Below are 24,141 nucleotides of genomic sequence, written 5' to 3' on the forward strand. Positions count from 1 at the left end.
TGGATTACGGGATCAGCAGGACCGGGCACGCCGAGCGGTGGGCGACCGCGTCGCTGACGCTGCCCAGGAACAGGCTCGCCACGCCGCCGTGTCGGCGGGCGCCGAGCACGAGCAGGTCGGCGTCGAACGCGCGGGCCTGGTCCAGGACCGCGTTGGGCACGTCGCCGCGCACGGTTTCCTCGGTCCAGCCCTCGACGTTGGTCACGCCGGCCGCCTTGAGCGTGTCGACGGCGGCGGTGACCACCTTGACCGCCGCGTCGGCGGTCTCGTCCTCGACGACGCCGCCCACTCCGCCGCCGTCCACCACGTCCAGGGTCTGTACGTGCAGGACGCGGACGGCGGCGCCGCCGGCGGTCGCCAGTCGAGCGGTGTGCGCCAGGACTTCGTCGGCCTCGGGCGTGGAGTCCACCGCGACCAGAATCCGCTCGTACATGTCGTGCACTTCCTTTTCCACAGGTTTATGGATATCGAACTATGTGTACTCGCTCGGCCGAGTCGGGCTGCGGCCGGGTCAGGCGGCTGCCGGGACCGGCTGCGGCGCACGCACCGCCGCGGTGTCGTGGTGGTCGACCGCGGCCAGTGTGCGGCGCGCGCCGAACAGCACCGCGGCGGCGACCAGGCAGGTCGCGCCGGCGACCAGGAACGGCACGTGCACGTTGAAGTGTTCCTCCAGCTTCGGCGCCAGGAACGGCGCGGCCGCGGCGGCGAACCAGCGGACGAAGTTGTACCCCGCGCTCGCCACGGGTCGCGGCGAGTCCGAGACTTCGAGCGCCATCTCGGTGAACACGGTGTTATTGATACCGATGCAGGCTCCCGAAACGATGACACCGGTCACAATGACGGCCTTCGACCCGTACGCGAGCACGCCGAGGTCGACGGCGAACAGGAGCAGGCTCACGGCGGCCACGTTCGCGGAGCCGAACCGGGCCTGGAGCCGAGGGGCTACCAGGACCGAGCAGACGGCGAGCAGGACGCCCCAGCCGAAGAACACCGCGCCGCTGCGGTAGGGGCTCATGTTCAGCACGAACGGGGTGAACGCGAGCACGGTGAAGAATCCGTAGTTGTAGAAGAACGCGCCTGCGGCGGTGGTCGCCAGGCCCTTGTGGCCGAGCGCCTTGAGTGGGTCGAGCAGGCCGACCTTGCGGGCGGGCCCGGGCTGTTCCTGGAGCAGGGCGACGATCAGCGCGAAGCCGATCGCCATCAGCGCGGCGGTGCCGTAGAACGGGTAGCGCCAACTGGCGTCGCCGAGCACCGCGCCCAGCAACGGGCCGCACGCCATGCCGAGGCCGAGCGCCGATTCGTAGAGCAGGATCGCGGCGGACGAACCACCGCTCGCGGCGCCGACGATCACGGCCAGCGAGGTGGACACGAACAGCGCGTTGCCCAGGCCCCAGCCGGCTCGGAAGCCGACCAGTTCGCCGACGGATCCGGAGGTGCCTGCGAGTCCGGCGAAGAGTACGACGAGCGCGAGGCCGAGCAGGAGCGTGCGTCGGCCGCCGATCCGGCTGGAGACGAAGCCGGTGACCAGCATGGCCACGGCGGTGATCAGAAAGTAGCTGGTGAACAGCAGCGACACCTGGCTCGGCGAGGCGTCCAGCCCCTTGGCGATCGAGGGCAGGATCGGATCGACCAGGCCGATCCCCATGAACGCGACCACGGCCGCGAACGCGGTGGCCCACACGGCCATCGGCTGTTTGAGGATGCGACCTTGCTCGGGGGCGTGTTCGGGGGCGTGCTCGGCCTGGGTATTGCCCCGGGTCTGCCCGCCGTCGGAAAGGGACCGCATGCGAGACCTCCGCACTCACTGGACATGCTTGTTAGCTTGGCTAATAAATGTAATCTACATCTATGTGTGGGCGTGCGGCAAGAGACAGGCCCGAATCATGAGGGCCGGTGGGCGGGGCGGGTTGGTGTGAGGCGGCGTGGCGAGGAGTGGGGGGCGTGGCGCAGGTCCGCGGGCGTGGCGGGGGAGTGGTCGGCGCGAGACGGGCTTGGGGGGGGGGGGTGACGGGGGTCGCGTTCGCCGGCACGGGTCCTCCGTGGCCCGACGCACGTCTGCTCCGCAGCCGGGGTCGGGCCGCTCGCTCCGCGCCGGGACGCCCGTCCGCTACGCGGCCGACACGGCAACCGGTCCGGTGCGGGTGCGGGTGCGGTGTGGGTGGCGCAGGGGGTGCGGGTCGGCCGGTCGGGTTGCGGGAGCGGGCAGGCGAACGGCTTTAAGCGAACGGCTTCATGCGCCGTCCCACCCGTCGATGGCCACCTCGGGGCGCTCACCCGTGAGGTACCGCTCCAACGCGTGCAGGGTCGACGGAACGAATCGTTCGGCAGGTCGCCGGTGTCGACCCAGGCCACGGCCGAGTGCTTGCCCGGCTCGGCGTTGACCGCTTCGCCGTCCCACTCCTCCCAGCGAAGACCAGCACGACGAACCCCTCCGGCGCCTCCGGGCTGTCCACGCTGTGCGTCACATGGGCAAGGCGCAACGCCTGCGGTTTGACCTCCAGGCCTGTCTCTTCACGGAGTTCGCGAACGGCCGTGTGCGTGATGGGTTCCCCGGGCGCTCCTTTGCCGCTGGGCAGACTCCACATCCCGGGCGCGAACGCCTTTTTGTTGCCCCGACGCAGGAGTACGACTCGCTTGTTCGCCCGATCATGCACGATGACCGAGACGGCGAGCATGACCATCAGCCTTGGCCCACAGCTGACTTCCTCGCGCACATGCGCCTCTTACCCGTGACGTCGGATCACTGTTTCATGGACTGCGTCAGAGCCGCCCAGGCGGCCGGTGATATGGCCAGATGGCCGTGCGATCTGTTCTTGGAATCGCGGGTGCCAACGAAGTCGTCGAGTTGTGTCACCTCGACGCACTCTGGGGCGGTCTGACCGCTGAAGCTTGATTTCCGCCAATGGCGTGGCTGGGGCTCTGCCTTGTTCATTTGCTCTCCAAGAGATCTCGCAGAAGCGCGTGTGAACGCGAGGGTGAAAGAGCCTCAGCTCGCAGTAGATCGTATCGGCGCTGCACTTCCACCACAGCGTGGCCCTCGGCGACCATCTGTTCCTTGAACATGCCCTCTGCATAGGCGCACTCACCACGGCCAGGGATCGAGAGCAGGACGAACGCGCCATCCATGCACGGATGTAGGCCACAGTCCATCGGGACTACTTCGAGTACCACGTTCGACAACTCGCTCAGTTCCAGCAGATGGGCGAGTTGCGGCTCGGCAACCTTCGGATCGTCGTGCTTCAGCCGGATGAGGGTGGCCTCGTCGACGGCGGCCCAGTACTGCGGCGGTTCCATCTTGGTCAGCAGCCGCTTCCGCTTGAGTCGTCGTGTGACCAAAGAATCGATGGTTGCCGGCGCAATTCTCGCTCGCTGTAGTAGGGCCCGCGTGTACTCCTCGCACTGGAGTAGTCCCGGAACTACCTGCGGCTGAAACGTGCGGATGCGCGCGGCCTCCTGCTCGGTCTTCGCAAAGGTCTCGAACCAGCCAGGCTGTGCCTCCGCCAAGCGGTATGCGTGCGATGCCGTTGCGATCAGCAGACCGGTCCCGCCCAGGACCGCGTCAAGGTTGGCCACGAACTCGGAGCTCGGCCGCCGCTCGGCAGTCTCTATCTGTCCAACAAAAGACCCTGTTGAATGCAGGTCGCCCCCCAACTCCTGCTGCGTCTTGCCCGCGAGTTTGCGGAGAAATCGCAGGTGAGCGCCGAACAGGGCCCACATCGAGGCTTCCGGGTCAAGATCTTTCGCTGCCGGCATTGCGCGCCTATCCCTCAGATTCCACTGCTGAACGCTGCACCGTTCCCAAGGTAGACCCAAGGGTGTTCTCTCAGTAGCAGAACGGTCACACACAGAAGCAGTTCGATCCGCTGCGCCTGCTCGGATCGGTACCTCGTCAGGAGAGACCCATGGGTGTGCGAGAGGGCGAGAGCCGGATGACCATGCGCGTCTACCGCCTCTACCCCAACGGGGAACGCGAGGACATCAAGCCTCGCGAAGACTTCGAACTCGGCGATGCTTCAAGGTCGTTGCCCCAACTGCGAAACGGCGAGCAGAGCGAGTTGCCGATGCCGTGGCCGAAGCCGTACTGACGACAACCGGAGGCGAAGGCATGTTCACGACCGACACCGCAGGCTCGGCTGCCGCGCCCGGCGCGGTGGACTGGACCTTGGTCCGGATCGCCAGATGGGGAGTTCGGCATTACGGCAAGTTGTTCCGCGATCCGTATCGGGGAACCGTCGGCCGTCTCCGCGAAGTCGAGGGCCTCCTGGCCGTGTTGCGGACTCGGCAGGGGCTGGAGGTCGCTTGCTCCGTAAGGCACCTGGTGGGTGTCACCACCGGTGACACGGCCCGCGCGGTGTTGACCCCATGCGGCGAGAGCGGGTGACGCCGTGCGCATGGAGGAGACCACCGAAGCGGACAGGATGGCCGGGCGAGTGCTGGCATATCGCTACCTCGGGGCACGGGTGCACGAGGACGTGCGCGGTCCCACCGGGCGCGAAGGCGAACTGACCGCCGTCGACGGTCGACAGGCATGGGTGCGAACCCGAAGCGGAATCGAATTCGTCGTCCCGGTGCGCCGGTTGGTGATCGACACGTTGCCCGCGCCACGTGCGGGACAACCGGTGCGCCACCGCGACACCAAGGACCCGGTCGGCATCTACCTGTGCGTCCTTGCCGGACCGGACGGCCCGAGCGCGGTCGTACAGCGTTGCGACGGCACGCCGACCCGGGTCGGCCATCCGGACGACCTGGTGCCCGACTACCCCACAGGCCGCATCACCTGGCCGCCTCCCCCTTGAACCACCACACGGCTGCGCCTTCGGGAGATTGCGGGTTCACGCCCGCAATGCGCTCGCGAACCGAGTCCGAACCCAATCCGAAACGCGGGCAGTTCGACCCAGGACCGGGCTGAGCCCAGGGCATCCGGCGGAAACGTGGTCGATCGGCGCAGAGGCGCGCAAGCCACCCCTGAGTCACTGCCCGAGAGGCAGAGACACCGAACATCGGCTACCAGAGAGGACACTCGACAATGCACAACACCATCGAGGCACAGGCTCCTACGCAGCAGACGCCGGATGCTGATCTCCTCGTCCCGCTCCACCTGGATTACGGCATGTCGGTATCGAACGAGACTCCGTTTCCGGGGGCCGTGACCCTGGACGAGCGCCGGCAGATCGCCCTGGTGGACGGCGTCCCGATCATCGAGAGCGGGCTGATCGTGCGCATGGCCATCACGTCCTCCGACGTTCACTTGGACGGACAACAGGGCGCGATCGACCAAGGCCAGCCGGACGACGCCACCCCCAATGCCTGACCCGCGAATCCTCATTGCCACCGGCTCGTTCGACGCCACCGCCGATTTCGTGGTCGAAGAACTCAATCGACGGGGAATTCCGCTCGCACGGATCGACACCGGCGCGTTCCCGGACTCGGTGGACCTGTCGGCGACGTTCGGGCAGGACGGCTGGCGTGGCCGGCTCTCGGAGGGTGCCAGGACCGTGCGCCTGGAAGACCTGCGTGCGGTCCTCTGGCGTCGTCCGTCGAACTTTCCGGCGGACAGTGTCGAGGCGGGCCCCTCTCGGGAGTTCGCCTCCCGGGAGGCCCGTAGCGGCATGATGGGCGTGCTGTACTCGCTCCCCGATGTCGCATGGGTGAACCACCCTCTCGCGATCATGGCGTGCACCAAGCCGGCGCAACTTGCCGCGTTCGCTACGGCCGGTCTACTCGTTCCGGCCACCTGGATCGGCAATGTCCCGCAGGATCACGGCAGCTTCTGTGTGGAGGAATCGGCCGTATCGAAGACACTCGGCCCGATCGCCTACGACGGGCCCGAGGGGTACCAGGTGCTGTACGTCTCGCGGATTCCGCCGGAGCATCAAGGGCATCCGCGAGCGCGAGCGACTGCCAACTTCCTCCAACACGAGATCCGCGACAAGGTGGTCGAGTACCGGGTGGCCGTAGTGGCGGACCGCCTGTTCATCAGCGAGGCGCACTCGTCCGTGCCGTACCTCGACATCCGCGCGGCCGGCCGGGACGCGGTCACCTACACGCCGGCGACGCTGCCAGAGGCGGTACAGACGGGCATTCGTACCGTAACCCGCGGCTTCGGTCTGGTGTTTGCCGCATGGGACCTCGTACAGGACGTTGCGGGCAGGGTTTGGGCACTCGAAATGAACCCGAACGGGCAGTGGGCCTTCACACCCGACCGCGACGACATCTGCCGGGCCATCGCCGACTGTTTGGAGGAGGCCGCAACCACATGACGACTCTCGAAGGAGAAGAAGCAGTCCCACGGCGCACGGCCATGGTTGACGCGTTGATCGCCGGTGGCCACGCGCTCCGGCAGGAAGTGGTCGACGCGTTCCGGGAGGAGCCGCGCCACGTCTACGTACCTCGGTTCACGCGCCGTCGTCGGGTCGAGGACGGCTCGTGGGTGTCCGAGGAGGTGGATCGCAGACACCCGGACTGGCTCGACGAGGTCTACCGCGACCAGGTGCTTCTCACCTCGACCTGGCCCAGCATGTCCTCGTCCACGGTGCCTTCGCTCATGGCCGACATGCTCGATGCGCTCGATGTGCGGCGGGGGATGACGGTGACCGAAATCGGCACGGGGACGGGATACAACGCGGGCCTTCTGGGTCGGCTCGTGGGAGACGAAAACGTCCTCTCCATCGACGTTGCCCCGGAACTGGTCTTCGACGCCCGAGCCGCACTCGAAGCCACCGGGCACGGCGAGATCACCGTTGTCTGCGGCGACGGCGGAAGCGACAGCGTGGTCAAGCCCGACAGCACCGATCGACTCATCGCGACCTGCGGAGTGAATCGTCTCCCGGCCGCGTGGCGCCGGGCCGTTCATCCCGGCGGACTCATCGTCGTTCCACTCGGCGCCGGCATCGCCGTCCTCGACGTCGACAAGGAGCACGGCGTCCAGGGCCGGTTCCTTTCGACCGGGGCGTACTTCATGAGCCTGCGCCCGGCCGACGGCGCGCCGTTGATGCGGCGTCCCGACGACCCCAAGGGGCCTGCGGAGCCCTGCGCGATGCCGGTGACGGCCTGGGAGGACAGCGAGTTCACGTTCCTGGTCTCGCTGTGGCTGAGTCCGGACGAAGTCCTGACCGATGCCTCATCACCGGGTGTGCTTACCCTCTGGCACCGGGATGGCTCGATTGCGACCGTCACCGTCGAGGGAATCGCACGCCAAGCGGGGCCGCGCCGGTTGGCCGATCTACTGGGCCGCCTCTGGGGTGACTACCAGGCGCATGGGCACCCGTCGCGCAGTGCGTATCGAATCGCGGTTGCCCCCGACGGGACACGCGCCGTGTCAGTCGAGTGCACTGGAGGGGAGTGGCTTTTCCCGCCCTACGCCGGATAGCGTCTTGGTCGAACTGCGTAGCCCCCGCTTCGGCGGGGGCTATGGAGTTCCCCACGGCCGGCACGGCCGGGTGACGGCAGTGCGGTCGCCGGGCTCGGACCATTGCCCATGGAGGCCCGAGTGCCTCGGCCCTCCGCCTATCGAATCGGGCTGCGAGCACGGGCTCAGCAGGGGGCCTGAAGCGCTTTGATCAGCCCTGCCGCCTCATGCCGAGCGGGCTCGTACAGGGGGTCGGCGGGATCGCCGTATCCGCCGACGACCTTGGCACAGAAGAACAGAGCCATCACCCGGCCCTCCGCGCTCTCCAGATCCGCCCGACGCTCACGGCGTACGCGCTCGGCCAACTGTGGGAGAGCAAGCGAGGTTCCCCAAAGGGTGGAGGCATCCAGGCCGCGGGGGGCCATGCCCCAGTCTTCCCAGTCCAGAATCCAGCACTTGCACGACGACGTTACGTTCGCCCAGTGGAAGTCGGCATGTGCCGCTGACCATGTGTGAACTGTCGTGTCGATGGGCTGCGGAAACGCTTCTCGGATCGTCTTCGAGACCAGATCCTGGGTGATCGTCACAGTGTCCGGCGTTGCCACCCTTGTCGTCCTTTGTGAGGCCAGGGCGTCGAGTGACCCGTTGAGCGACTCCCACCATGCATCGGGCAACAGCGGATCGAGGAGGAGCCTCCCGCCCGGTTTCACCGGCCGAGCGGTCACCAACTCGGTCTCGTCCACCCGCCACATTGCCCGCGCTTCGTCATCCCTCCAAGACATGCCGGCAATCCATCTCGGTTGAAGAACGCCGTCCAAGACTGCGGCGGCCTCGATCCCGTTCCAGCCCTGACCTTCGATCCGGGACAAGGAGCGACGCTCGATACGCACCCACGTGCCCCGGTCGGTGGCGCTGCCGATGGATCGCCGCTTGCGGACCATGGTGGCCATGTCGAGACGTGTGTCCAAGCCGCGTGCGACACGATCGAGGACTGCGTCGATGGCCTCGGTGCGCAGATCTCCTGCATGGCTCATACCGCGAACCTAATGCGTACGGGGCCTGAGCAGCCGGTACGGGGCCGGTGCGGTGAAGCTCGCGTTTCGCGAGGTCGGGCGCGAGGTCCGCGTCCGGGGGCGCGGCGGGTGGAGCTCGGGGTCAGCCGCGCGCCCCTCGGTCAGCAGCGCAGCAGCGCCCGCGCTTCGCCTGCCGGCGAGTTGCCTGCTCCCGACTGTCCGGCGCCGCCGGCCGCTCAGCCCTCCGTCAGTTCCGTGCCCGGGAGGCCGAATTCCTGGTTGAGGCGGTCCCAGAAGCCGTTGCGCAGGGCGCGGCGCAGGTCCTCGTGCGGGCGGAGCGAATATTGCAGCACGCTCTCCGCGTCCACGAGCAGGCCCCGGTCGATCGCCTGCGGCAACATCGGGCCCGGCATCAGGTCGGCCAGGTTCTCCCGGCCGCGCACCACCAGCCAGCGCTTGGCGATCTCCTGGCCGATCCGCCACGCCTGGTCGGCGGTCGGCGGGCCGCCCGGCTGGACCGCGAGCGCGCCGGCGTGCGACGGCGGCAGCATCACCGGTGTCACGCACGTCTCGCAGAACTCGCGATGCAGCATCCGGGTGACGTCGGCCTCCCACACGAGTGGGTCGGCCTGGTTGGTGCCGTAGGCCGGCTCCACGCCCCACAGGTGCACGCGTACGCCGTAGGACTGCGCGGCCTCGACCGCCGAGACCAGGTCCTCGTCGCCGCTGATCACCACGGCGTCGTCGATCGCGTGGTTGCGCGCCAGCGATTCGAGGTCGCTGCGGATCAGCGAGTCGACGCCCTTCTGCTGGTTGTGCGCGTTGAGGTTGCCCAGCCGGACCTTGACGTCGGGCAGCTCGGCGATCTGCCGCTGCTCCACGGTGTGCACCCGCTCGCGCGCGCCGTCGTACCAGTACACCCGCAGTAGTCGACCCTCCGGGAAGACCCGGCGCGCCTCGTCGATCAGGCCGGTGATCAGTTGTTCGGCGTCCACCCGGAAGGCGCGACGTTCGGCCGAGCCGGCCACCAGCAGGCCCATCGCCGCGTACACGTAGCCGACGTCGACGAACAGCGCGTGCGTACCGAAGTGCAGGGGCGGCGAGACGGACTGGACCAGTACGGCCGGTCGGGTGAACGGTTCCGCCAGGTCCGGCAGCGGTCCGGGTCCGGCTTCGAAGCCCGCGACCGGGTGGTCCTCGAGCGGACCACCGTGCTCGGTGCCGAGGTCCCCGCCGGATTCGTGCACCACGGCGCCGAAGACGGCCGTCGCGCCAGTCCGGACGTCGTCCTCTCCCGGATCGTGCAAAGTCTCTCGTCCTCCCATGGCTGCTGCTGCCCGATCGGCGTCCGGCCGATATCTGTCAGACCGGCATTGTCCTATGCCGGTCGCCGTCGCGTCCTCGCTTGCTCGGCGCGTGATGTCGCGTCATGCGTCACGTGTAACCCGGGGAGAGTCAGGAAAGGAACATTTCAGTCAAGGGAATGCTATCGGTGTGACCGCTGTTGTTCAGTGCGGTGCCGGTAGTGACCCCTGCCGGGTCTTTGCCGATCCGTACGGATCCCGGCACCCAATCCTTGTAGACGAGGCCGTAGCACCATTCGGCCCCGTGCGACTTCGGACCGGAGGGAAGGGAGACGCGTATGCGTTACCGAATCACGAACCTCAGCCGAGCCCAGGAGAAGACCGGGTCCAACCCGGTCAGCTGCGCTGCCGACATCGACACCGTGCAAGCGGCTCTCAAACGAGCCGAGGCATACGGCGAGCGCCTGTACATCCGCCCCGTCAAGGTGGCGGAAGCCGGCTGATTGCGAATGAACCGAGGGCGCTTCCCCGTGTGGGGGAAGCGCCCTCGCCATGTCCGCAGGCCGTCGGGCCGGCTCAGTGGCCTCGGGCCACCCAGGCGTCGTAGTCCTTCGCCTCCGTGCCGATCGTCGTCTCGTCGCCGTGTCCGGTGAGCACGCGCGTGCCCTCGGGCAGCGCGAGCAGGCGAGCCTTGATCGAATCGAGGATCACCGGGAACGACGAGAACGAGCGCCCGGTGGCACCCGGGCCACCCTTGAACAACGTGTCGCCGGAGAAGAGCACACCCGGCTCCGGGGCGTACAGGCACACCGCGCCCGGCGCGTGGCCGGGCGTGTGCACCACCCGCAACTCGGTGCCCGCGACGGTGATCACCTCGCCGTCGGCCAACGCGACGTCCGGCGCGCGGTCCGGGTACACCACGTCCCACAACATCCGGTCCCGCGGGTGCAGGTGGATCGGCGCACCGGTGAGTTCGGCCAACTCGGCGGCGGCGTTGATGTGGTCGTTGTGGCCGTGGGTGAGCACGATGCCGGTCACCGTACGATCGCCGACCCGGGCCGCGATGGCCGCCGCGTCGTGCGCGGCGTCCACGACCACCACCTCGCGGTCGTCGCCGAGGATCCACACGTTGTTGTCCACGTCGAAGTCCTGGCCGTCGAGCGAGAAGACGCCCGAGGTGACCACGTGGTCGATCCGCGTCACAGGATCACCACCGAACGCAGCACGTCGCCGTGGTGCATCTTCTCGAACGCGGCCTCGACGTCTTCCAGGGTGATCCGCTCGCTGACGAACGCGTCCAGGTCGAAGCGCCCCTGGCGGTACAGGTCGATCAGTGTCGGGAAGTCGCGCGAGGGCAGACAGTCGCCGTACCAGGACGACTTGAGCGCGCCGCCGCGGCCGAACACGTCGAGCAGCGGCAGCTCGATGGTCATCTCCGGAGTGGGCACACCCACCAGGACCACGGTGCCGGCCAGGTCGCGGGCGTAGAACGCCTGCTTGTAGGTCTCCGGGCGGCCGACCGCGTCGATCACCACGTCCGCGCCGAAGCCGCCGGTCAGTTCGCGGATCGCCTCGACCGGGTCGCCGGCCTTCGAGTTCACCGTGTGGGTGGCGCCGGCCCGGCGCGCCCACTCCAGTTTGCGGTCGTCCAGGTCGACGGCGATGATCCGGGCCGCGCCCGCGAGCCGGGCACCGGCGATGGCCGCGTCGCCCACGCCGCCGCAGCCGATCACCGCGACCGTGTCGCCGCGCCCGACGTTGCCGGTGTTCATCGCCGCGCCCAGGCCGGCCATCACCCCGCAGCCGAGCAGGCCGGCCGCGGCCGGGTCCGCCTCGGGGTCGACCTTGGTGCACTGTCCGGCGGCGACCAGGGTGAGTTCGGCGAACGCGCCGATGCCGAGCGCGGGGCTCAGTTCGGTGCCGTCCTCCAGCGTCATCTTCTGCTTCGCGTTGTGCGTGGCGAAGCAGTACTGCGGACGGCCGCGTCGACACGCGCGGCAATCGCCGCACACCGCACGCCAGTTCAGGATCACGAAGTCGCCGACGGCCACCTCGGTGACGCCCTCGCCGACCGACTCCACGACGCCGGCGGCCTCGTGGCCGAGCAGGTACGGGTACTCGTCACCGATGCCGCCCTCGCGATAGTGCAGGTCCGTGTGGCACACGCCGCACGCCTGGACCTTCACACGCGCCTCGCCCGGACCCGGGTCCGGCACCACGATGGTCTCGATCGAGACCGGTGCGCCCTTGCCGCGCGCGACGACGCCGCGTACCGACTTGCTCATGTCCTCCGCCTCTCCCCAACCGCTGGATGCTCCGCTTCGCACCTTATGGCTTCGCCTCGATGAAGCCCCGGACCCCGTCCGCGCACAAGTCGTACGGCGATCGCGGACAGCCGGAGGCCGGAGAGCCGGGTCACCGAAGCACGCCGCTCTCCGTGATCACGAAGAGCGCGACGAAGGACGAGCCGAAGACGGTGACGTCGAACCGGTTCACGGGGTGATGGGCCTTGCTCCTGTCGCCAGTTCCGTGATCGCCCCGTACGCATCGGGATCCGTGGTGTTTTCCCCGAGGTCGATCGATTTGCGGGTGCCGTGGTAGTCACTCGAACCGGTGGTGATCAGCCGCAGTTCGCCGGCCAGCCCGCGCAGGTGCGCCCGCATCGCGTCGTCGTGATCCATGTGGTCCACCTCGACACCGGCCAGACCGGCATCGGCAAGTTCGGCGATCGTGGCGTCCGAGACGGTCCGACCGCGCCCCACCGCACCGGGGTGGGCGAACACCGCGACCCCGCCCGCGCCGCCGATCAGTCGGACGGCGTCGATTGCGTGGATCTCGTACTTCTCGATGAACGCCCGCCCGCCGTCCTTGAGCCACTCGGCGGTGAACGCGCCCGACACGTCCGCGACCACGCCCGCCTCGACCAGCGCGGTGGCCACGTGCGGCCGACCCACCGCGCCGCCGCCGGCGATCTCTCGGACCCGGGCCCACGTGATCGGCGCGCCGAGTTCGCGGCAGCGCTCGACCATCGCCTCGGCCCGGCGGACCCGGTCGGTGCGCACCAGTTCGCGGGCTCGGGCGAACTCCGGCTCGGTCGGGTCGAACAGGTAGCCCAGCATGTGCAGGCTGATCCCGCCCTCGGCCACACACGAGATCTCCGCGCCCCGGACCAGGGTCAGCCCGTCCGGCAGCGCCTCGACCGCGGCCGTCCAGCCGGCGGTGGTGTCGTGGTCGGTGAGCGCGACCACGTCCAGGCCGGCGGCGCGTGCCTTGACGACCAGTTCGGCGGGCGTGTCGGTGCCGTCGGATGCGGTGCTGTGGGTGTGCAGGTCGATGCGCACGCTGACCTCGTCTGCCGGGAGGGTCGATGTGGACGCTCACGACCCTAACGACCTCGGCCGAGCGCCTTCATGGGGCGGCCGTGCGGTCCGGGTGGCCGCCGTCCCGCTCGCGGCGCCCGTCGCCGGCCCGCCCGCGCGCCTTCGGGTGCGGGCCCTCCCGCCCCGGAGCGGTCAGTACTCCAGCAGTTGCGGGGACAGCGCGCCGCACGGCAACAACTGCAACTCGGCGCCGGCCTCGCGCAGATCGGTGAGCACCACGTCGTCGTAGACGAGATGGCCCGCCTTGCCCGGCCACAGGATCGCCCACAACCACAGGCCCATCGCCTCGCCCGCGTACACCGCGCGGTCGGCCGGTGCGTCGATCACGCACCACAGCGGGGTCGGCCGGCCGGCCGCCATCACCTTCGCGGGCGCGGACTTGACGAAGTCGCCGCCCGGGTCGTGCCCGGTCAACCCGGCGTACCGGGCACCGAGTCCGACGCCCACCTCCTCGGCGATCAGCAGCAGTTCGCCGCGTCCGCCCAGTGGCGCGGGACCCGTACACGCCACCGCCACCGCCCGCGAGCCGTCCCGATCGTCGCCCGCGTGCGCGACGCCGGTGTACAACCAACCCACCGGCAGCGGCCACGGCAGCCAGACCGGGACCCGTGAGCGGCGCACCACCGCGTCCAGCGCCTCGACGCTGGGCGGCACGACGGGTTGCAGCGGGGGAACGGCGCCATGGATCTCGCACTCCCACGTCTGTGAGAACAGACCCGGAGCGCGGACCCGGCCGCCGCAGCGGGGGCAGCTCGGCTCGCCCTTCATAGGACTAGACGGTCCACTGCCCGGGGCCCCGCGTCAAGGACGATCACTCCTTCGGTGCGCCCACACCCCCGACCGGCGTACGGGAGCGCCGGGGCGTGTCATCGATCCCCGTCGGGCCCCGCGCGTGAGCGCAGCGAGGAGCCCGAAGGGCGGATGCGGTGCCGGGCGTCGTGGAACTCGGCGGGGGATCGAAGACACGCCCCGCGCGCCGGGCCGCGCGCCCTCGCGCTGCCGGGCGCCGCGCGGCCCGCGGTCGATGTCCCGCTGCACGTCGGCGCCGGGGACTAGGCTCGGCAGGCATGCGGCTCATTCCCTGCGTCGGCGCGATCGTCCTCGATTCCGAGGGGCGGGTGCTCCTGGTGCAACGCGCGAAAATGCCGGGCGAGGGGCAGTGGTCGCTGCCCGGCGGGCGGGTCGAGGACGGCGAGACCGACGCGGTCGCGCTCGCCCGCGAGATGGTCGAGGAGACCGGGCTACAGGTGACCGTCGGACCATTGGTCGGGTCGGTGCTGCGGCCCGCGCCCGGCGGTGGGACGTACGAGATCAGGGACTACGCGTGCACGCCGCACGGCGGGGCGCTGCGCGCGGGCGACGACGCGGACGCGGTGCGGTGGGTGGCCACCGGCGAGCTGAGTCGGCTCGACCTGGTCGACGGACTGCTCGACGCGCTGCGCGAGTGGAACGTGCCGGGGGTGGCGTGAGCGGCGACCACGCGCGGCTGCTCGTGGTCGGCTCGATCAACGCCGACCTGGTGGTCCGGGTGCCCCGGCACGCGCGGCCGGGAGAGACGGTTCTGGGCGGCGACCTGGTCGTGCACCCGGGCGGCAAGGGCGCCAATCAGGCGGTCGCGGCGGCCCGGTTGGGCGCCGACGTCGCGTTCGCCGGGCGGGTGGGCGACGACGACCACGGCCGGATGTTGCGGGCGACGCTGCGCCGCGAGGGTGTGCGGACCGACGCGACGCGTACCGTCCCCGGCACCTCGGGGGTGGCCTTGATCACGGTGGACGACGCGGGCGAGAACACCATCACGGTGGCGCCCGGGGCGAACGGGCGATTCGGGCCGGCGGACGTGGCCGACCTGGCACCGGCGATCGAGGCCGCCGCGGTCGTCTCGCTCCAGTTGGAGATCCCGCTCGACACGGTATGGGCGGTGATCCGGCGCTGCGAGGCGGTGGACACCCGGGTCGTGCTGAACCTGTCGCCGGTCGTGGCCGCGGACGTCCTGACGTCCGCGTCGGTGGTGCGGGTGTGCGATCCGTTGGTGCTCAACGAGCATGAGGCGAGCGTGACGACGGGCGCGAAGGCGGGCGACGCGGGCGAGGCGCTGAAGGTGTTGCGCGCGCTCGATCCGCGTCCGCGTTCGATCGTGCTCACCCTGGGCGGCGGCGGCGCGCTGGTCGCGGTCGGCGACGCGGAAGCGGTACACGTGGCCGCGCCGAAGGTGGCCGCGGTCGACACCACGGGCGCGGGCGACGCCTTCACCGGCGCGCTCGCCTGGCGGCTGGCGGCCGGCGACGATCCGGTCGCGGCGACCCGGTACGCGGTCCGGGTGGGCGCGGCGGCGGTCCGGAGCGCGGGCGCCCAGTCGTCGTACCCGACGGCGGACGAACTGCCGTAGGGCGAAGGCCACGCGGGCCGCGAAGGCCGCCTCGGACCGCGAAGGCCGTCTCGGGACGCGGAGACGGGCGGGCCGCGCCGTCCCTGGGCGACCCGCCCGCGTTCGATTCCGGGATCGGACCCCCGGGTCGGTGACCGATCGGCGACCGATCAGCCCTCGATCAACTCGGGGCGTCCGGGCTGCTCGCCGCCACGCTTCTCGCCGTAGCTCTCCTTGGGCACCATGACCTTGCGCTTGAACACGCACACGAGCGTGCCGTCCTGTTTGTAGCCCTTGGTCTCCACGTACACGACGCCGCGGTCGTCCTTGGACTTCGACTCCCACTTGTCCAGCACCAGGGTCTGCCCGTAGATGGTGTCCCCGTGGAACGTGGGTGCCACGTGCCGCAACGACTCGATCTCCAGGTTGGCGATCGCCTTGCCGGAGACGTCCGGCACCGACATGCCGAGCAGCAGCGAGTAGATGTAGTTGCCCACCACGACGTTCTTGCCGAAATCGGTGGTGTTCTCGGCGTAGTTGGCGTCCATGTGCAGCGGGTGATGGTTCATCGTGAGCAGACAGAACAGGTGGTCGTCGTACTCGGTCACGGTCTTCCCGGGCCAGTGCTTGTAGATCGCACCGACCTCGAACTCTTCGTAGTAGCGGCCGAACTGCATGTCGGTCCCCTCTCACCTGGTGGCACATCGATCAGGACGTTCGCGTCCGACGATCGTCGAGCCCCGGTCGGATACCCGCCCGGGTGGGTCGGGTGACGACGGCTCGGCGAGTGCGTCGGCGGATGGCTCCGAGGATAGGGACGTTACCGGTGAGTTCAGTAGAGGCGGACCAGTGACGTAGGTCATGGGGTGTGGCGACGTCGACAGGTGCGGCCGGGAGTCGTCCGGATCTTGCGGGGAGGCATGGTCGCGGACCGTCGCTCCCACCGTTCGCCTCGTCTGGTCGGGCCGGTCAGCCCTTCCGGGCCGCGTAATACACGTTGAGGAAGTCGCCCTCCAGGGAGTGGCTCTCGATGTCGGTGAAGCCGACGCTCGTGAGAGCGGCGCGGGCGGCCTGTCGGCCCCACGCCGTGCCCAGGCCCTCGCCGCCCTCGCCCAGCGAGACGGTCATGCAGTAGAAGACCGAGAACGTGTACAGCCCCGGGCCCAGGGGATGGTCGAGGTTCTCCTCCAAGCGGCTGGAGGCGTTGACCTCGCCCATCAGGAACACGCCGTCCTCGCGCAGCGCGTCGGAGACCGCCGCCAGCGTGCGGGTCGGCCGGGCCAGGTCGTGGATCACGTCGAACGCGGTGATCAGATCGTGCGAGCCGAGCGGCTCGGCGGCGTCGACCACCGTGAACTCGGCGTTGTCCAAGCCCAGTTGCTCGGCCTCGCGGCGCGCAGCGGCGATGCCCTGGGTGGAGATGTCCACGCCTTTGACCCGGCTCTTCGGGAACGCCCGGGCCAGCACGTTCACCACGTGCCCCTGACCCGTCCCCACGTCCAGCACGTCGATACCCGCCGTCAGGCGCTCGGTCAGCCCGGGCACCATCGGCAGTACGCCCTGCACCAGCGCCGCGTCCCAGATCCGGCCGGACTCCTCGGCCTGGAGCGCCTGGAAGCGCGGGTAGGCCGAGTACGGCACGCCACCGCCCTGCCGGAACGCGTTGACGACCTGCTGCTCGACCTCGCCCATCAGCGCCAGGTACTGGGTCAGGCCGGCCAGGTTGTCCGGCCCGGCCGCGCGGGTCAGCGACGCCGCGTGCTCGGGCGGCAGCCGATACGTGGCCGTCTCCGGGAAGTATTCGACGATCCCGCCGGTGACCATTCCGCCCAGCCACTCGCGCACGTAGCGCTCGGTCAACCCGCAGGACCGGGCGATCTCGTCGCTCGTCGCGGCCGGCATCCCGGCCATCGTGTCGAACAGCCCGGTCTGGTGGCCGACGCTGGTCAGGAAGGCCAGACAGGCGTTGTCGAAGATGTTGAGCATCCGTCCCGCGAAGGCTTCCTGTCGCGCGGGGTCGACGTCGATGACGGTCATGGCAACTCCCGGTCGGTCGGCTCGACGGGAGCCGCCGTGGGTGCGCCGCCCCCCGCGTGCCGGGGTGGTCTCCCCGGATGTCCGGACACCGAGAGCACGGGCGACGCCCGTGGTGAGAGAAGTGTCTCCGTTGCCACGCTACGCCCGATCCGACGGGCCCGAGACCTCGGACCCGTCGCCGCTCGCGTCCGGGTTCAGGCCCGATCCGCGTATGCCGGCACGCTCGTCCAGAAGTCGGCCAGGGCCGCCGCCGTGGCGTCGGGCGATTCCACGTTGGGCGAGTGGTGCGTGTCCGGGATCACCACGTGCGGTACGCCCAGGCGGTCGGCCATCTCGGCCTGCCAGGGCAGCGGCCACGCGTAGTCCTCGACGCCGGAGACCACCAGCGCGGGCAGGCCGGCGGTCACGAGCGCGGCCAGTTCGGCCACCCGGTCGGGTTCGGTGCGCAGTTGTTCGGCCATGCCGAGCAGGCCCTCGGGGGTGGTGCCCAGCCAGCGGGCGTGCACGAACTCGGCGATCACCGGGTCGGCGGGCGGCAGCAGGCCCTCCTCGAGTTCCATGGCCCGCATCGCGTCCCACACCTCCTGCCGGGAGAGCACCGGGAGCACCTCCTCGAGCAGCAGGAGCCGGGTGATCTCGTCCGGGCAGATCGCCGCCGGCCCGGTGCTCATCAGCGTCAGCGAGGCCAGTCGGTGCGGCGCGCGCAGGGCCACCGAACGGCACACCAGGCCGCCGAAGGAGTGCCCCACCAGGTGGATCGGCTCGCCCGGGGCCACCGCGTCGGCGATCGCGAGCACGTCCGCCACGAGCGCGTCGCGGGTGTACGCCGCCGGATCCGTCGGACCCTCGGTCTCGTACTGGCCGCGCTGGTCCACGGACACCGTATGGAAGCCGCGTCGCGCCAGCGGGTCGCCGAGCGCGATGAAGTCCTCCTTGCTGCCGGTGAACCCGGGTACCAGCACGGCGGTGCCCAGGCGCGGCGCGGCGGTCGGCGGGGCGGACTCCAGGACGGCGAATCGTCCGCGCCCGGTCGCCAGGCGACGGGAGCGGACGGTCCCGGGCAAGGTCAGAAAGCGTGGCGTACTCACGGCTGCGAGCCTACTTACCCACAGGTACGACGACGGCCTCCGCCGCGAAGCGCGGACGTGATCGTCCACACTCCACACCGGAGGCCGTCGGCCTCGTGTTCGGCCGACCTTCGAGCCGGTGGTCGAGCGCCGGCCCTCGTGGGTCAGCCCTCGTCGGTCGCCACGGCGCCGGCCTCGGCACCCTCGGGACGGCGACGGGTGCGGCGACGGCGACGGCGCGGCGCGCGCTCGCCGTCCGCGTCCGCGTCCGCGACGACGGCCGGGCCGTCGACGGGAGCCGCCTGGGCGGGCACGGCCGACGGTTCGACGAACGTCGCGGTGGGGTCGAGCACGACGGCCTCGCCGGTCTCACCGTTGACGCGACGACGACGGCGCGAGCCCGGTGCCCGACGGCGGCTGGGGTCGCTCGCCTCGGCGTCGGCCGAGGACGGGCCCGAGGCGGCCGGCCCGGACGTGGCGGGACCGCTGCGGCTGCGCCCACCGGTGCCCTTGCGGCCCGAGTTGCCCCGGCTGTTCTTGCCGGTCTCGCCCAGGTCCTCGACGTCCTCCGCGCCCAGGCCCGCACGGGTGCGGTCGGCGCGCGGCAGCACGCTGCCCACGGTGGTGGGGATGTCCAGGTCGGTGAACAGGTGCGGCGAGGTCGAGTAGGTCTCGACCGGTTCGGCGAAGCCCAGGTCCAGCGCCTTGTTGATCAGGCTCCAGCGCGGGATGTCCTCCCAGTCCACCAGCGTCACCGCGGTGCCGGAGGCGCCCGCGCGGCCGGTGCGACCGATCCGGTGCAGGTAGGTCTTCTCGTCGTCGGGGCACTGGTAGTTCACCACGTGGGTGACACCCTCGACGTCGATCCCGCGGGCCGCGACGTCGGTGGCCACGAGCACGTCCACCTTGCCGTTGCGGAACGCGCGCAGCGCCTGCTCCCGCGCGCCCTGACCGAGGTCGCCGTGCACGGCGGCGGAGGCGAAGCCGCGCTCGGCCAGGCCCTGGGCCAAGTCGGCCGCGGTGCGCTTGGTCCGGCAGAACACCATCACCAGGCCGCGCCCGTTGGCCTGGAGTACCCGGGCCATCAGTTCGGGCTTGTCCAGGCCGTGCGCGCGGTAGACGCGCTGCTGGACCGACTTGACGGTGGCGCCCGCGTCGTCCGGCTCGGACGCGCGGATGTGCGTGGGGCGGCTCATGTAGCGGCGCGCGAGGGTGATGATCTGACCCGGCATGGTGGCCGAGAACAACATCGTCTGGCGGCGGGCCGGGAGGCGCTCGACGATCTTCTCGACGTCGGGCAGGAAGCCCAGGTCGAGCATCTCGTCGGCCTCGTCCAGCACCAGCATCTTGACCTCGGACAGGTTCACGTGACCCTGTCCGACCAGGTCGAGCAGTCGACCCGGGGTGCCGACGACGACGTCGACGCCCTTCTTGAGCGTGTCGATCTGCGGTTCGTACGCCCGCCCGCCGTACACGGCCAGCACGCGCACGTTGCGCAGCTTGCCCGCGGCTTGGAGGTCGTTGGTGACCTGCACGCACAGCTCGCGCGTGGGCACCACGACCAGGGCCTGCGGCGTACGCCCGGCAACCGTGCCGGCGGGCGCGCGGCCGGCCTCGATGTCGGCCGCGACGGTGATCCGCTGCAGCAGTGGGATGCCGAAGCCGAGGGTCTTGCCCGTTCCGGTCTTGGCCTGGCCGATCACGTCGTTGCCGGACAGAGCGACCGGAAGGGTCATCTCCTGGACGGGAAAGGCCTCGATGATGCCGAGCGCCTCGAGGGCCTCGGCGGTCTCCGAAAGTACTCCGAGTTCGCGAAAAGTTGTCAGGGGTCCAGCCTCTTCTGTGTGTTTGGGGGCCGTCCGTACCGAAAGCGGGTCGAGACCATGGCGCCCACCGAAATTGCGGGGCGCTCCACGGGACCTCTCGCCTTCGGGCGGCCACCCGAGCGGGTCGGTCGGAGCCAGTCGTCCTCCGACCGGGCATCCGCGTTCACTACCACTGTACCCGGCGAGGTGCGGCCGGTGGGGTGATGCTCATTACTGCTTGTCCGGAGATGGGCGACTCCGCCCGGACGTGGTGCCCCCGTGACCATGGTGCGCTCACTACGCTGCGTACTTGTGAACACTGGGGCGGCGGGCACGGACGAAGGGGCCGACATGAGCGCAGGTACGGAGCCGACCGGGGAGATGCGGGCCGCCGTGATCGAACTGCTCGGCGTACTCGCCTACGGCGAGATCACCGCCTTCGAGCGGCTCGCCGAGGACGCCAAGATGGCGCCGACGGTGGACGACAAGGCCGCGCTGGCCGCGATGGCGGTGGCCGAGTTCCAGCACTACACGCTGCTGCGCGACCGCATCGCCGCGCTGGGCGCGGACCCCGCCGCCGCGATGGATCCGTTCATCGCGCCACTGGACGAGTTCCATGTGCACACCGCGCCCGCCGACTGGCTGGAGGGCCTGGTCAAGGCGTACGTGGGCGACGGCATCGCGGCCGACTTCTACCGCGAGGTGGCCGCGCACCTGGACGAGGTCAGCCGGGATCTGATCGTCGAGGTGCAGCGCGACACCGGGCACTCGGCCTTCGTGGTCGACGCGGTGCGCTCGGCGATCGAGCGCGACCCCAAGGTGGCGGGCCGGCTCGCGCTGTGGGGGCGGCGGCTGATGGGCGAGGCGCTCAGCCAGGCGCAGCGGGTGGCCGCGGAGCGGGACGTGTTGTCCACGATGCTGATCGGCGGCGGGGCGGGCCCCGGATTCGACCTGGCCGAGATCGGGCGGATGTTCAACCGGATCACCGAGGCGCACCAGCAGCGGATGGCCGCGCTCGGGCTGGCGTCCTGACCCGGAGCGGGATCCCGAAAAACATTGCCGAAAACCCGAGGGTGGGTGGATCCGCGTGCGGATCCACCCACCCTCGGGTCGTGCGGTGCCGGTGTCGGCACCCGGCACTCAGGCGTTGGCGCCGAAGCCGACCTTGCGCGCCGACGACTCGCCGATCTCGACGTAGGCGAGACGGTCGGCGGGCACGATCACCCGGCGGCCCTTCTCGTCCGTCAGGGACAGCAGCTTGGACGCCCCCGACAGCGCGTCGGCGATGGCCCGCTCGACGTCCTCCGGGTTGTCCGTGCTCTCCAGCACCAGTTCCCGCCCGGCGTGCTGTACGCCGATCTTGATCTCCACGGCTGTCCCTCCGGCCTTGAAATTCTGGAGATCGGCGCCGCGACGACCGCGGGCCGTACCCATTCCAGCAGGCTAGTCGAGAGCCGGGGTCACCCAACGCCATGACGGGTACGCCGAACGCGAACGCCGGACGGGAACAAGCGCGTCCCCGGCCCGACGCCGCAGGTCGGCGGGCGTTCAGTGCTGCGGGTCGTCCTTGCGCGGGAACCGCGAGATGCCGCGCCAGGACAACGACGAGACCAGTAGCGAGGCGGCGTCGCGCGGGATGGTCGCGCCGCGCGCGATCCAATAGCGCGCGGTGACCTGCGCCATGCCGGTCAGGCCGATCGCCAGGAGCATCGATTCCTCCTGACCGAGCCCGGTGTCCTCGGCGATGATCTTGCTCACCGCCTCGGCGCACATCTCGCTGACCCGCTCGACGCGCTCGCGCACGGCGCTCTCGTTGGTCAGATCCGACTCGAAGACCAGACGGAACGCGCCGCCGTCGTCGTCCACGAACGCGAAGTAGGCGTCGACCGTGGCGGCCACGCGGAACTTGTTGTCGTGCGTCGACTCCAGCGCGCGCTGCACCGCCGCGAACAGCGCCTCGCAGTGCTGGTCGAGCAGCGCCAGATACAGCTCCAACTTGCCGGGGAAGTGTTGGTACAGCACGGGCTTGCTGACGCCGGCGCATTCGGCGATGTCGTCCATCGCGGCCGCGTGGTAGCCCTGCTTGACGAAGACTTCCTGGGCGGCGCCGAGGAGTTGCGTCCTGCGCGCGAGCCGGGGCAGCCGGGTACCGCGAGGACGGGGGTCCGCATCCTGGATGGCTGTCACGGGGCTCCTCAAGGTGTCGCTCAACGTGTCGCGGACACCGGATGGTTCGGTGATCCGGCGGGTCTCTCCACCACGTCATCCTACTTTCGGGTAACCCAGGGCGTAAGTTTCGTGGCGCAACGAAACAGGATCCCGCGCCTGTGACGACCCCCGCAAGGGGGCGCGTGAAGTGCGCGGAGGGTGGTCGCGAGCCCTGGGCTGCGGCGCGGGAACCGACCCTCAGCGATAGTCGTCGTCCTCCCGGCGCCCGACTCCCCGGCGCTGCTCGGTCGCGTCCGCGGGGTCCACGCCATCGGGCACCGACTCCCATACGGGATCGCCGTCGCCGTCGTCCGCCACCACCGCGGTGTGCTGATCCACCGCGTCCGGAACCGGAATCTCGGGGTCGTCGGCCGTCTCGTCGGAGAGTGCGGCGTCACCTTCGGTGACGTCTTCGAACTCGGGGGTTTCGTCGATGCGGTACATACGGCCTCCCTGCCCGTGCGGCGCGCCGCTATGCGGGCTTCCCGCAAGTCCATGATCCGCCCGGCGTGTGTTGCCGCACTTTCGGGATCGATGTCGAAACGTGATGTGGGAAGCGTTTACAGTGACGTCATGAAACAGGGCATAAGAGCCGAGAGCACCCGGGCCGACGAAGCCGGTCGAGGCATCCGCCCTTCCGTCTCAGTGATCATCTCGTAATATTGCCCACCGTGACGACCATCAGCCCCGCAAGCGAAGCCGACGCGACGCCTTGGCCTGCGCGTACGGTCGAAGTCGCCACCGGCAGCGAGGTCGTGGTGCGCCGCGACGCGCTCCGCGACGCCGACCTGCCGCCCGCGATGATGATCCACGGCCTCGGCGGCTCCTCCCTGAACTGGACGGAACTGGCCGCCGAACTGCGGTCGGATCTTTCCGTGGAGATGATCGACCTGCCCGGGTTCGGGTATTCGCCGCCGCCGCGGAACGGGGACTACTCGATCTCCGCGCACTGTCGTGCGGTCGAGGGCGCGATCCTGTCCCTGCGCAAGGGCCCGGTGCACGTGTTCGGCAATTCGATGGGCGGTGCGGTGGCCACCCGGCTCGCCGCGCGACGCCCGGACCTGGTCCGCACGCTGACCCTGATCTCGCCCGCGCTGCCGGACCTGCGGGTGCGTACGTCGGTGCTGCCGACGGCGATGCTCGGCGTGCCCGGCGTGGGTCGCGCGCTGCTGCGGCTCAGCCGCAACATGACGCCCGAGCAGCGCACCCGGATGTCGATCGCGATGATGTACGGCAACCCGGACACGGTCGGTGACAAGGCTTTCGCCGACGCCGCCGCCGAGTACCGGCGTCGACTCGAACTCCCGTACATGATGGACGCGTTCTCGCACTCGACCCGGTCGGTCATCGGGGCCTACCTGGAGCGCGGCGAGCGGGCGTTGTGGCGGCAGGCGGCCGACGTGCGGGCGTCGACGCTGCTCGTCTACGGGCGCCGGGACAGATTGGTCGACCCGCGCATGGCCAAGCGCGCGACCGAGACGTTCCCGGACGCACGACTGCTGGTGGTGCCCGACTCCGGGCACGTGGCCATGCTCGAACACCCCCGCGTGGTGGCCCGGGGTTTCCGCGAACTTCTCGACGGGGCCCTATCGCCGTCGAACGTGGTGGGGTGAA

Annotated in this window: 29 protein-coding genes; 11 read left to right on the forward strand and 18 right to left on the reverse strand. The window is 70.1% G+C overall.

Annotated features, from left to right (window positions below):
- Positions 1–4: 4 nt before the first annotated feature.
- The 5 genes from OG948_RS23210 to OG948_RS23230 all read right to left on the reverse strand — a co-directional run bounded on the left by OG948_RS23210 (position 5) and on the right by OG948_RS23230 (position 3,753).
- Positions 5–433, reverse strand: coding sequence for a universal stress protein (locus OG948_RS23210; protein WP_406298333.1), 429 nt, complete (start codon positions 431–433; stop codon positions 5–7).
- 78 nt (positions 434–511) lie between these two features.
- The gene (locus tag OG948_RS23215) at positions 512–1,786 is read right to left on the reverse strand and encodes an MFS transporter (RefSeq protein WP_406298334.1); all 1,275 of its coding nucleotides are present in this window, start codon (positions 1,784–1,786) and stop codon (positions 512–514) included.
- A 484-nt stretch (positions 1,787–2,270) separates the two neighbouring features.
- Positions 2,271–2,681, reverse strand: coding sequence for an NUDIX domain-containing protein (locus OG948_RS23220; protein ID WP_406300322.1), 411 nt, complete (start codon positions 2,679–2,681; stop codon positions 2,271–2,273).
- A gap of 59 nt (positions 2,682–2,740) precedes the next feature.
- The gene (locus tag OG948_RS23225; protein WP_406298335.1) at positions 2,741–2,932 is read right to left on the reverse strand and encodes a DUF397 domain-containing protein; all 192 of its coding nucleotides are present in this window, start codon (positions 2,930–2,932) and stop codon (positions 2,741–2,743) included.
- On the reverse strand, positions 2,929–3,753 hold the full coding sequence (locus OG948_RS23230; protein WP_406298336.1) for a helix-turn-helix domain-containing protein: 825 nt from the start codon (positions 3,751–3,753) through the stop codon (positions 2,929–2,931). Before OG948_RS23230 ends, OG948_RS23225 begins: the two co-directional genes overlap by 4 nt.
- Before the next feature lie 149 nt (positions 3,754–3,902).
- Between OG948_RS23230 and OG948_RS23235 the strand changes: the two genes are divergently transcribed.
- The 6 genes from OG948_RS23235 (at position 3,903) to OG948_RS23260 (ending at position 7,369) form a co-directional block, all read left to right on the forward strand.
- Positions 3,903–4,085 (forward strand): hypothetical protein, encoded by a 183-nt coding sequence (locus OG948_RS23235; protein WP_406298337.1) that lies wholly within the window; start codon positions 3,903–3,905, stop codon positions 4,083–4,085.
- A gap of 20 nt (positions 4,086–4,105) precedes the next feature.
- Positions 4,106–4,381 carry a hypothetical protein gene (locus OG948_RS23240; protein ID WP_406298338.1) on the forward strand — a complete coding sequence of 92 codons (276 nt, stop codon included), beginning with the start codon at positions 4,106–4,108 and terminating at the stop codon, positions 4,379–4,381.
- Positions 4,382–4,391: 10 nt separating this feature from the next.
- The gene (locus tag OG948_RS23245; protein ID WP_406298339.1) at positions 4,392–4,796 is read left to right on the forward strand and encodes a hypothetical protein; all 405 of its coding nucleotides are present in this window, start codon (positions 4,392–4,394) and stop codon (positions 4,794–4,796) included.
- Positions 4,797–5,026: 230 nt separating this feature from the next.
- Complete coding sequence (locus tag OG948_RS23250; RefSeq protein WP_406298340.1) at positions 5,027–5,311, forward strand: hypothetical protein; 285 nt, start codon at positions 5,027–5,029, stop codon at positions 5,309–5,311.
- Positions 5,304–6,260: an MvdC/MvdD family ATP grasp protein gene (locus tag OG948_RS23255; RefSeq protein WP_406298341.1), complete on the forward strand. Its 957-nt coding sequence runs from the start codon at positions 5,304–5,306 to the stop codon at positions 6,258–6,260. The genes OG948_RS23250 and OG948_RS23255 overlap by 8 nt, the downstream gene beginning before the upstream one ends.
- A gap of 41 nt (positions 6,261–6,301) precedes the next feature.
- Entirely contained in the window at positions 6,302–7,369 is a 1,068-nt protein-coding gene (locus tag OG948_RS23260) for a methyltransferase domain-containing protein (protein ID WP_406300323.1), read from the forward strand.
- A gap of 164 nt (positions 7,370–7,533) precedes the next feature.
- On the opposite strand, the gene OG948_RS23265 is transcribed toward OG948_RS23260, so the two are convergent.
- Entirely contained in the window at positions 7,534–8,382 is an 849-nt protein-coding gene (locus OG948_RS23265; protein ID WP_406298342.1) for a hypothetical protein, read from the reverse strand.
- Positions 8,383–8,597: 215 nt separating this feature from the next.
- The gene (locus OG948_RS23270; protein ID WP_406298343.1) at positions 8,598–9,686 is read right to left on the reverse strand and encodes an NYN domain-containing protein; all 1,089 of its coding nucleotides are present in this window, start codon (positions 9,684–9,686) and stop codon (positions 8,598–8,600) included.
- Positions 9,687–10,003: 317 nt separating this feature from the next.
- Here OG948_RS23270 and OG948_RS23275 point away from each other — a divergent pair, with 317 nt between their 5' ends.
- On the forward strand, positions 10,004–10,168 hold the full coding sequence (locus tag OG948_RS23275) for a hypothetical protein (RefSeq protein WP_395866336.1): 165 nt from the start codon (positions 10,004–10,006) through the stop codon (positions 10,166–10,168).
- 73 nt (positions 10,169–10,241) lie between these two features.
- On the opposite strand, the gene OG948_RS23280 is transcribed toward OG948_RS23275, so the two are convergent.
- The 4 genes from OG948_RS23280 to OG948_RS23295 all read right to left on the reverse strand — a co-directional run bounded on the left by OG948_RS23280 (position 10,242) and on the right by OG948_RS23295 (position 13,813).
- A complete protein-coding gene (locus OG948_RS23280; protein ID WP_406298344.1) occupies positions 10,242–10,868 on the reverse strand; it encodes an MBL fold metallo-hydrolase in 627 nt (208 codons plus the stop codon).
- Positions 10,865–11,950: an S-(hydroxymethyl)mycothiol dehydrogenase gene (locus OG948_RS23285; protein WP_395866332.1), complete on the reverse strand. Its 1,086-nt coding sequence runs from the start codon at positions 11,948–11,950 to the stop codon at positions 10,865–10,867. Before OG948_RS23285 ends, OG948_RS23280 begins: the two co-directional genes overlap by 4 nt.
- A 207-nt stretch (positions 11,951–12,157) precedes the next feature.
- The gene (locus tag OG948_RS23290) at positions 12,158–13,006 is read right to left on the reverse strand and encodes a PHP domain-containing protein (protein WP_406298345.1); all 849 of its coding nucleotides are present in this window, start codon (positions 13,004–13,006) and stop codon (positions 12,158–12,160) included.
- A 171-nt stretch (positions 13,007–13,177) separates the two neighbouring features.
- Positions 13,178–13,813 carry a DUF6758 family protein gene (locus OG948_RS23295; protein ID WP_406298346.1) on the reverse strand — a complete coding sequence of 212 codons (636 nt, stop codon included), beginning with the start codon at positions 13,811–13,813 and terminating at the stop codon, positions 13,178–13,180.
- A 299-nt stretch (positions 13,814–14,112) separates the two neighbouring features.
- Between OG948_RS23295 and OG948_RS23300 the strand changes: the two genes are divergently transcribed.
- Positions 14,113–14,514 carry an NUDIX hydrolase gene (locus OG948_RS23300; protein ID WP_406298347.1) on the forward strand — a complete coding sequence of 134 codons (402 nt, stop codon included), beginning with the start codon at positions 14,113–14,115 and terminating at the stop codon, positions 14,512–14,514.
- Positions 14,511–15,431, forward strand: a complete 921-nt coding sequence (locus OG948_RS23305) for a ribokinase (protein WP_406298349.1) — start codon at positions 14,511–14,513, stop codon at positions 15,429–15,431. The genes OG948_RS23300 and OG948_RS23305 overlap by 4 nt, the downstream gene beginning before the upstream one ends.
- A 149-nt stretch (positions 15,432–15,580) precedes the next feature.
- On the opposite strand, the gene OG948_RS23310 is transcribed toward OG948_RS23305, so the two are convergent.
- From OG948_RS23310 to OG948_RS23325, 4 genes are all read right to left on the reverse strand, one after another.
- A complete protein-coding gene (locus OG948_RS23310; protein WP_020552598.1) occupies positions 15,581–16,087 on the reverse strand; it encodes a MaoC family dehydratase in 507 nt (168 codons plus the stop codon).
- A gap of 292 nt (positions 16,088–16,379) precedes the next feature.
- Complete coding sequence (locus OG948_RS23315; RefSeq protein ID WP_406298350.1) at positions 16,380–17,447, reverse strand: class I SAM-dependent methyltransferase; 1,068 nt, start codon at positions 17,445–17,447, stop codon at positions 16,380–16,382.
- Positions 17,448–17,641: 194 nt separating this feature from the next.
- The gene (locus OG948_RS23320; RefSeq protein ID WP_406298351.1) at positions 17,642–18,535 is read right to left on the reverse strand and encodes an alpha/beta fold hydrolase; all 894 of its coding nucleotides are present in this window, start codon (positions 18,533–18,535) and stop codon (positions 17,642–17,644) included.
- Positions 18,536–18,678: 143 nt separating this feature from the next.
- Positions 18,679–20,250: a DEAD/DEAH box helicase gene (locus OG948_RS23325; protein ID WP_406298352.1), complete on the reverse strand. Its 1,572-nt coding sequence runs from the start codon at positions 20,248–20,250 to the stop codon at positions 18,679–18,681.
- 420 nt (positions 20,251–20,670) lie between these two features.
- Here OG948_RS23325 and OG948_RS23330 point away from each other — a divergent pair, with 420 nt between their 5' ends.
- Positions 20,671–21,351 (forward strand): ferritin-like fold-containing protein, encoded by a 681-nt coding sequence (locus OG948_RS23330; protein ID WP_395866314.1) that lies wholly within the window; start codon positions 20,671–20,673, stop codon positions 21,349–21,351.
- Between the two features lie 108 nt (positions 21,352–21,459).
- Here OG948_RS23330 and OG948_RS23335 read toward each other — a convergent pair whose 3' ends face one another.
- From OG948_RS23335 to OG948_RS23345, 3 genes are all read right to left on the reverse strand, one after another.
- The gene (locus OG948_RS23335; RefSeq protein WP_395866525.1) at positions 21,460–21,690 is read right to left on the reverse strand and encodes a DUF3107 domain-containing protein; all 231 of its coding nucleotides are present in this window, start codon (positions 21,688–21,690) and stop codon (positions 21,460–21,462) included.
- Between the two features lie 177 nt (positions 21,691–21,867).
- On the reverse strand, positions 21,868–22,506 hold the full coding sequence (locus tag OG948_RS23340) for a TetR/AcrR family transcriptional regulator (RefSeq protein ID WP_395866312.1): 639 nt from the start codon (positions 22,504–22,506) through the stop codon (positions 21,868–21,870).
- 219 nt (positions 22,507–22,725) lie between these two features.
- Positions 22,726–22,971, reverse strand: a complete 246-nt coding sequence (locus OG948_RS23345; RefSeq protein WP_406298353.1) for a hypothetical protein — start codon at positions 22,969–22,971, stop codon at positions 22,726–22,728.
- A 227-nt stretch (positions 22,972–23,198) separates the two neighbouring features.
- Here OG948_RS23345 and OG948_RS23350 point away from each other — a divergent pair, with 227 nt between their 5' ends.
- On the forward strand, positions 23,199–24,140 hold the full coding sequence (locus OG948_RS23350) for an alpha/beta fold hydrolase (RefSeq protein ID WP_406298354.1): 942 nt from the start codon (positions 23,199–23,201) through the stop codon (positions 24,138–24,140).
- Position 24,141 lies beyond the last annotated feature (1 nt).

This window comes from Embleya sp. NBC_00888, assembly GCF_045207655.1.
Classification (GTDB): Bacteria; Actinomycetota; Actinomycetes; order Streptomycetales; family Streptomycetaceae; genus Embleya.

Bases quoted from the DNA above. Each gene is read 5' to 3' on its own strand.
- OG948_RS23315 (WP_406298350.1), bottom strand. From the start codon at position 17,447: ATGACCGTCATCGACGTCGACCCCGCGCGACAGGAAGCCTTCGCGGGA.
- OG948_RS23250 (WP_406298340.1), top strand. From the start codon at position 5,027: ATGCACAACACCATCGAGGCACAGGCTCCTACGCAGCAGACGCCGGAT.
- OG948_RS23270 (WP_406298343.1), bottom strand. From the start codon at position 9,686: ATGGGAGGACGAGAGACTTTGCACGATCCGGGAGAGGACGACGTCCGG.
- OG948_RS23285 (WP_395866332.1), bottom strand. From the start codon at position 11,950: ATGAGCAAGTCGGTACGCGGCGTCGTCGCGCGCGGCAAGGGCGCACCG.
- OG948_RS23210 (WP_406298333.1), bottom strand. From the start codon at position 433: ATGTACGAGCGGATTCTGGTCGCGGTGGACTCCACGCCCGAGGCCGAC.
- OG948_RS23330 (WP_395866314.1), top strand. From the start codon at position 20,671: ATGAGCGCAGGTACGGAGCCGACCGGGGAGATGCGGGCCGCCGTGATC.
- OG948_RS23295 (WP_406298346.1), bottom strand. From the start codon at position 13,813: ATGAAGGGCGAGCCGAGCTGCCCCCGCTGCGGCGGCCGGGTCCGCGCT.
- OG948_RS23260 (WP_406300323.1), top strand. From the start codon at position 6,302: ATGGTTGACGCGTTGATCGCCGGTGGCCACGCGCTCCGGCAGGAAGTG.
- OG948_RS23235 (WP_406298337.1), top strand. From the start codon at position 3,903: ATGGGTGTGCGAGAGGGCGAGAGCCGGATGACCATGCGCGTCTACCGC.
- OG948_RS23325 (WP_406298352.1), bottom strand. From the start codon at position 20,250: ATGACCCTTCCGGTCGCTCTGTCCGGCAACGACGTGATCGGCCAGGCC.
- OG948_RS23215 (WP_406298334.1), bottom strand. From the start codon at position 1,786: ATGCGGTCCCTTTCCGACGGCGGGCAGACCCGGGGCAATACCCAGGCC.
- OG948_RS23245 (WP_406298339.1), top strand. From the start codon at position 4,392: ATGGAGGAGACCACCGAAGCGGACAGGATGGCCGGGCGAGTGCTGGCA.
- OG948_RS23345 (WP_406298353.1), bottom strand. From the start codon at position 22,971: ATGTACCGCATCGACGAAACCCCCGAGTTCGAAGACGTCACCGAAGGT.
- OG948_RS23230 (WP_406298336.1), bottom strand. From the start codon at position 3,753: ATGCCGGCAGCGAAAGATCTTGACCCGGAAGCCTCGATGTGGGCCCTG.
- OG948_RS23255 (WP_406298341.1), top strand. From the start codon at position 5,304: ATGCCTGACCCGCGAATCCTCATTGCCACCGGCTCGTTCGACGCCACC.
- OG948_RS23275 (WP_395866336.1), top strand. From the start codon at position 10,004: ATGCGTTACCGAATCACGAACCTCAGCCGAGCCCAGGAGAAGACCGGG.
- OG948_RS23225 (WP_406298335.1), bottom strand. From the start codon at position 2,932: ATGAACAAGGCAGAGCCCCAGCCACGCCATTGGCGGAAATCAAGCTTC.
- OG948_RS23300 (WP_406298347.1), top strand. From the start codon at position 14,113: ATGCGGCTCATTCCCTGCGTCGGCGCGATCGTCCTCGATTCCGAGGGG.
- OG948_RS23265 (WP_406298342.1), bottom strand. From the start codon at position 8,382: ATGAGCCATGCAGGAGATCTGCGCACCGAGGCCATCGACGCAGTCCTC.
- OG948_RS23220 (WP_406300322.1), bottom strand. From the start codon at position 2,681: ATGGTCATGCTCGCCGTCTCGGTCATCGTGCATGATCGGGCGAACAAG.
- OG948_RS23240 (WP_406298338.1), top strand. From the start codon at position 4,106: ATGTTCACGACCGACACCGCAGGCTCGGCTGCCGCGCCCGGCGCGGTG.
- OG948_RS23310 (WP_020552598.1), bottom strand. From the start codon at position 16,087: ATGCAGTTCGGCCGCTACTACGAAGAGTTCGAGGTCGGTGCGATCTAC.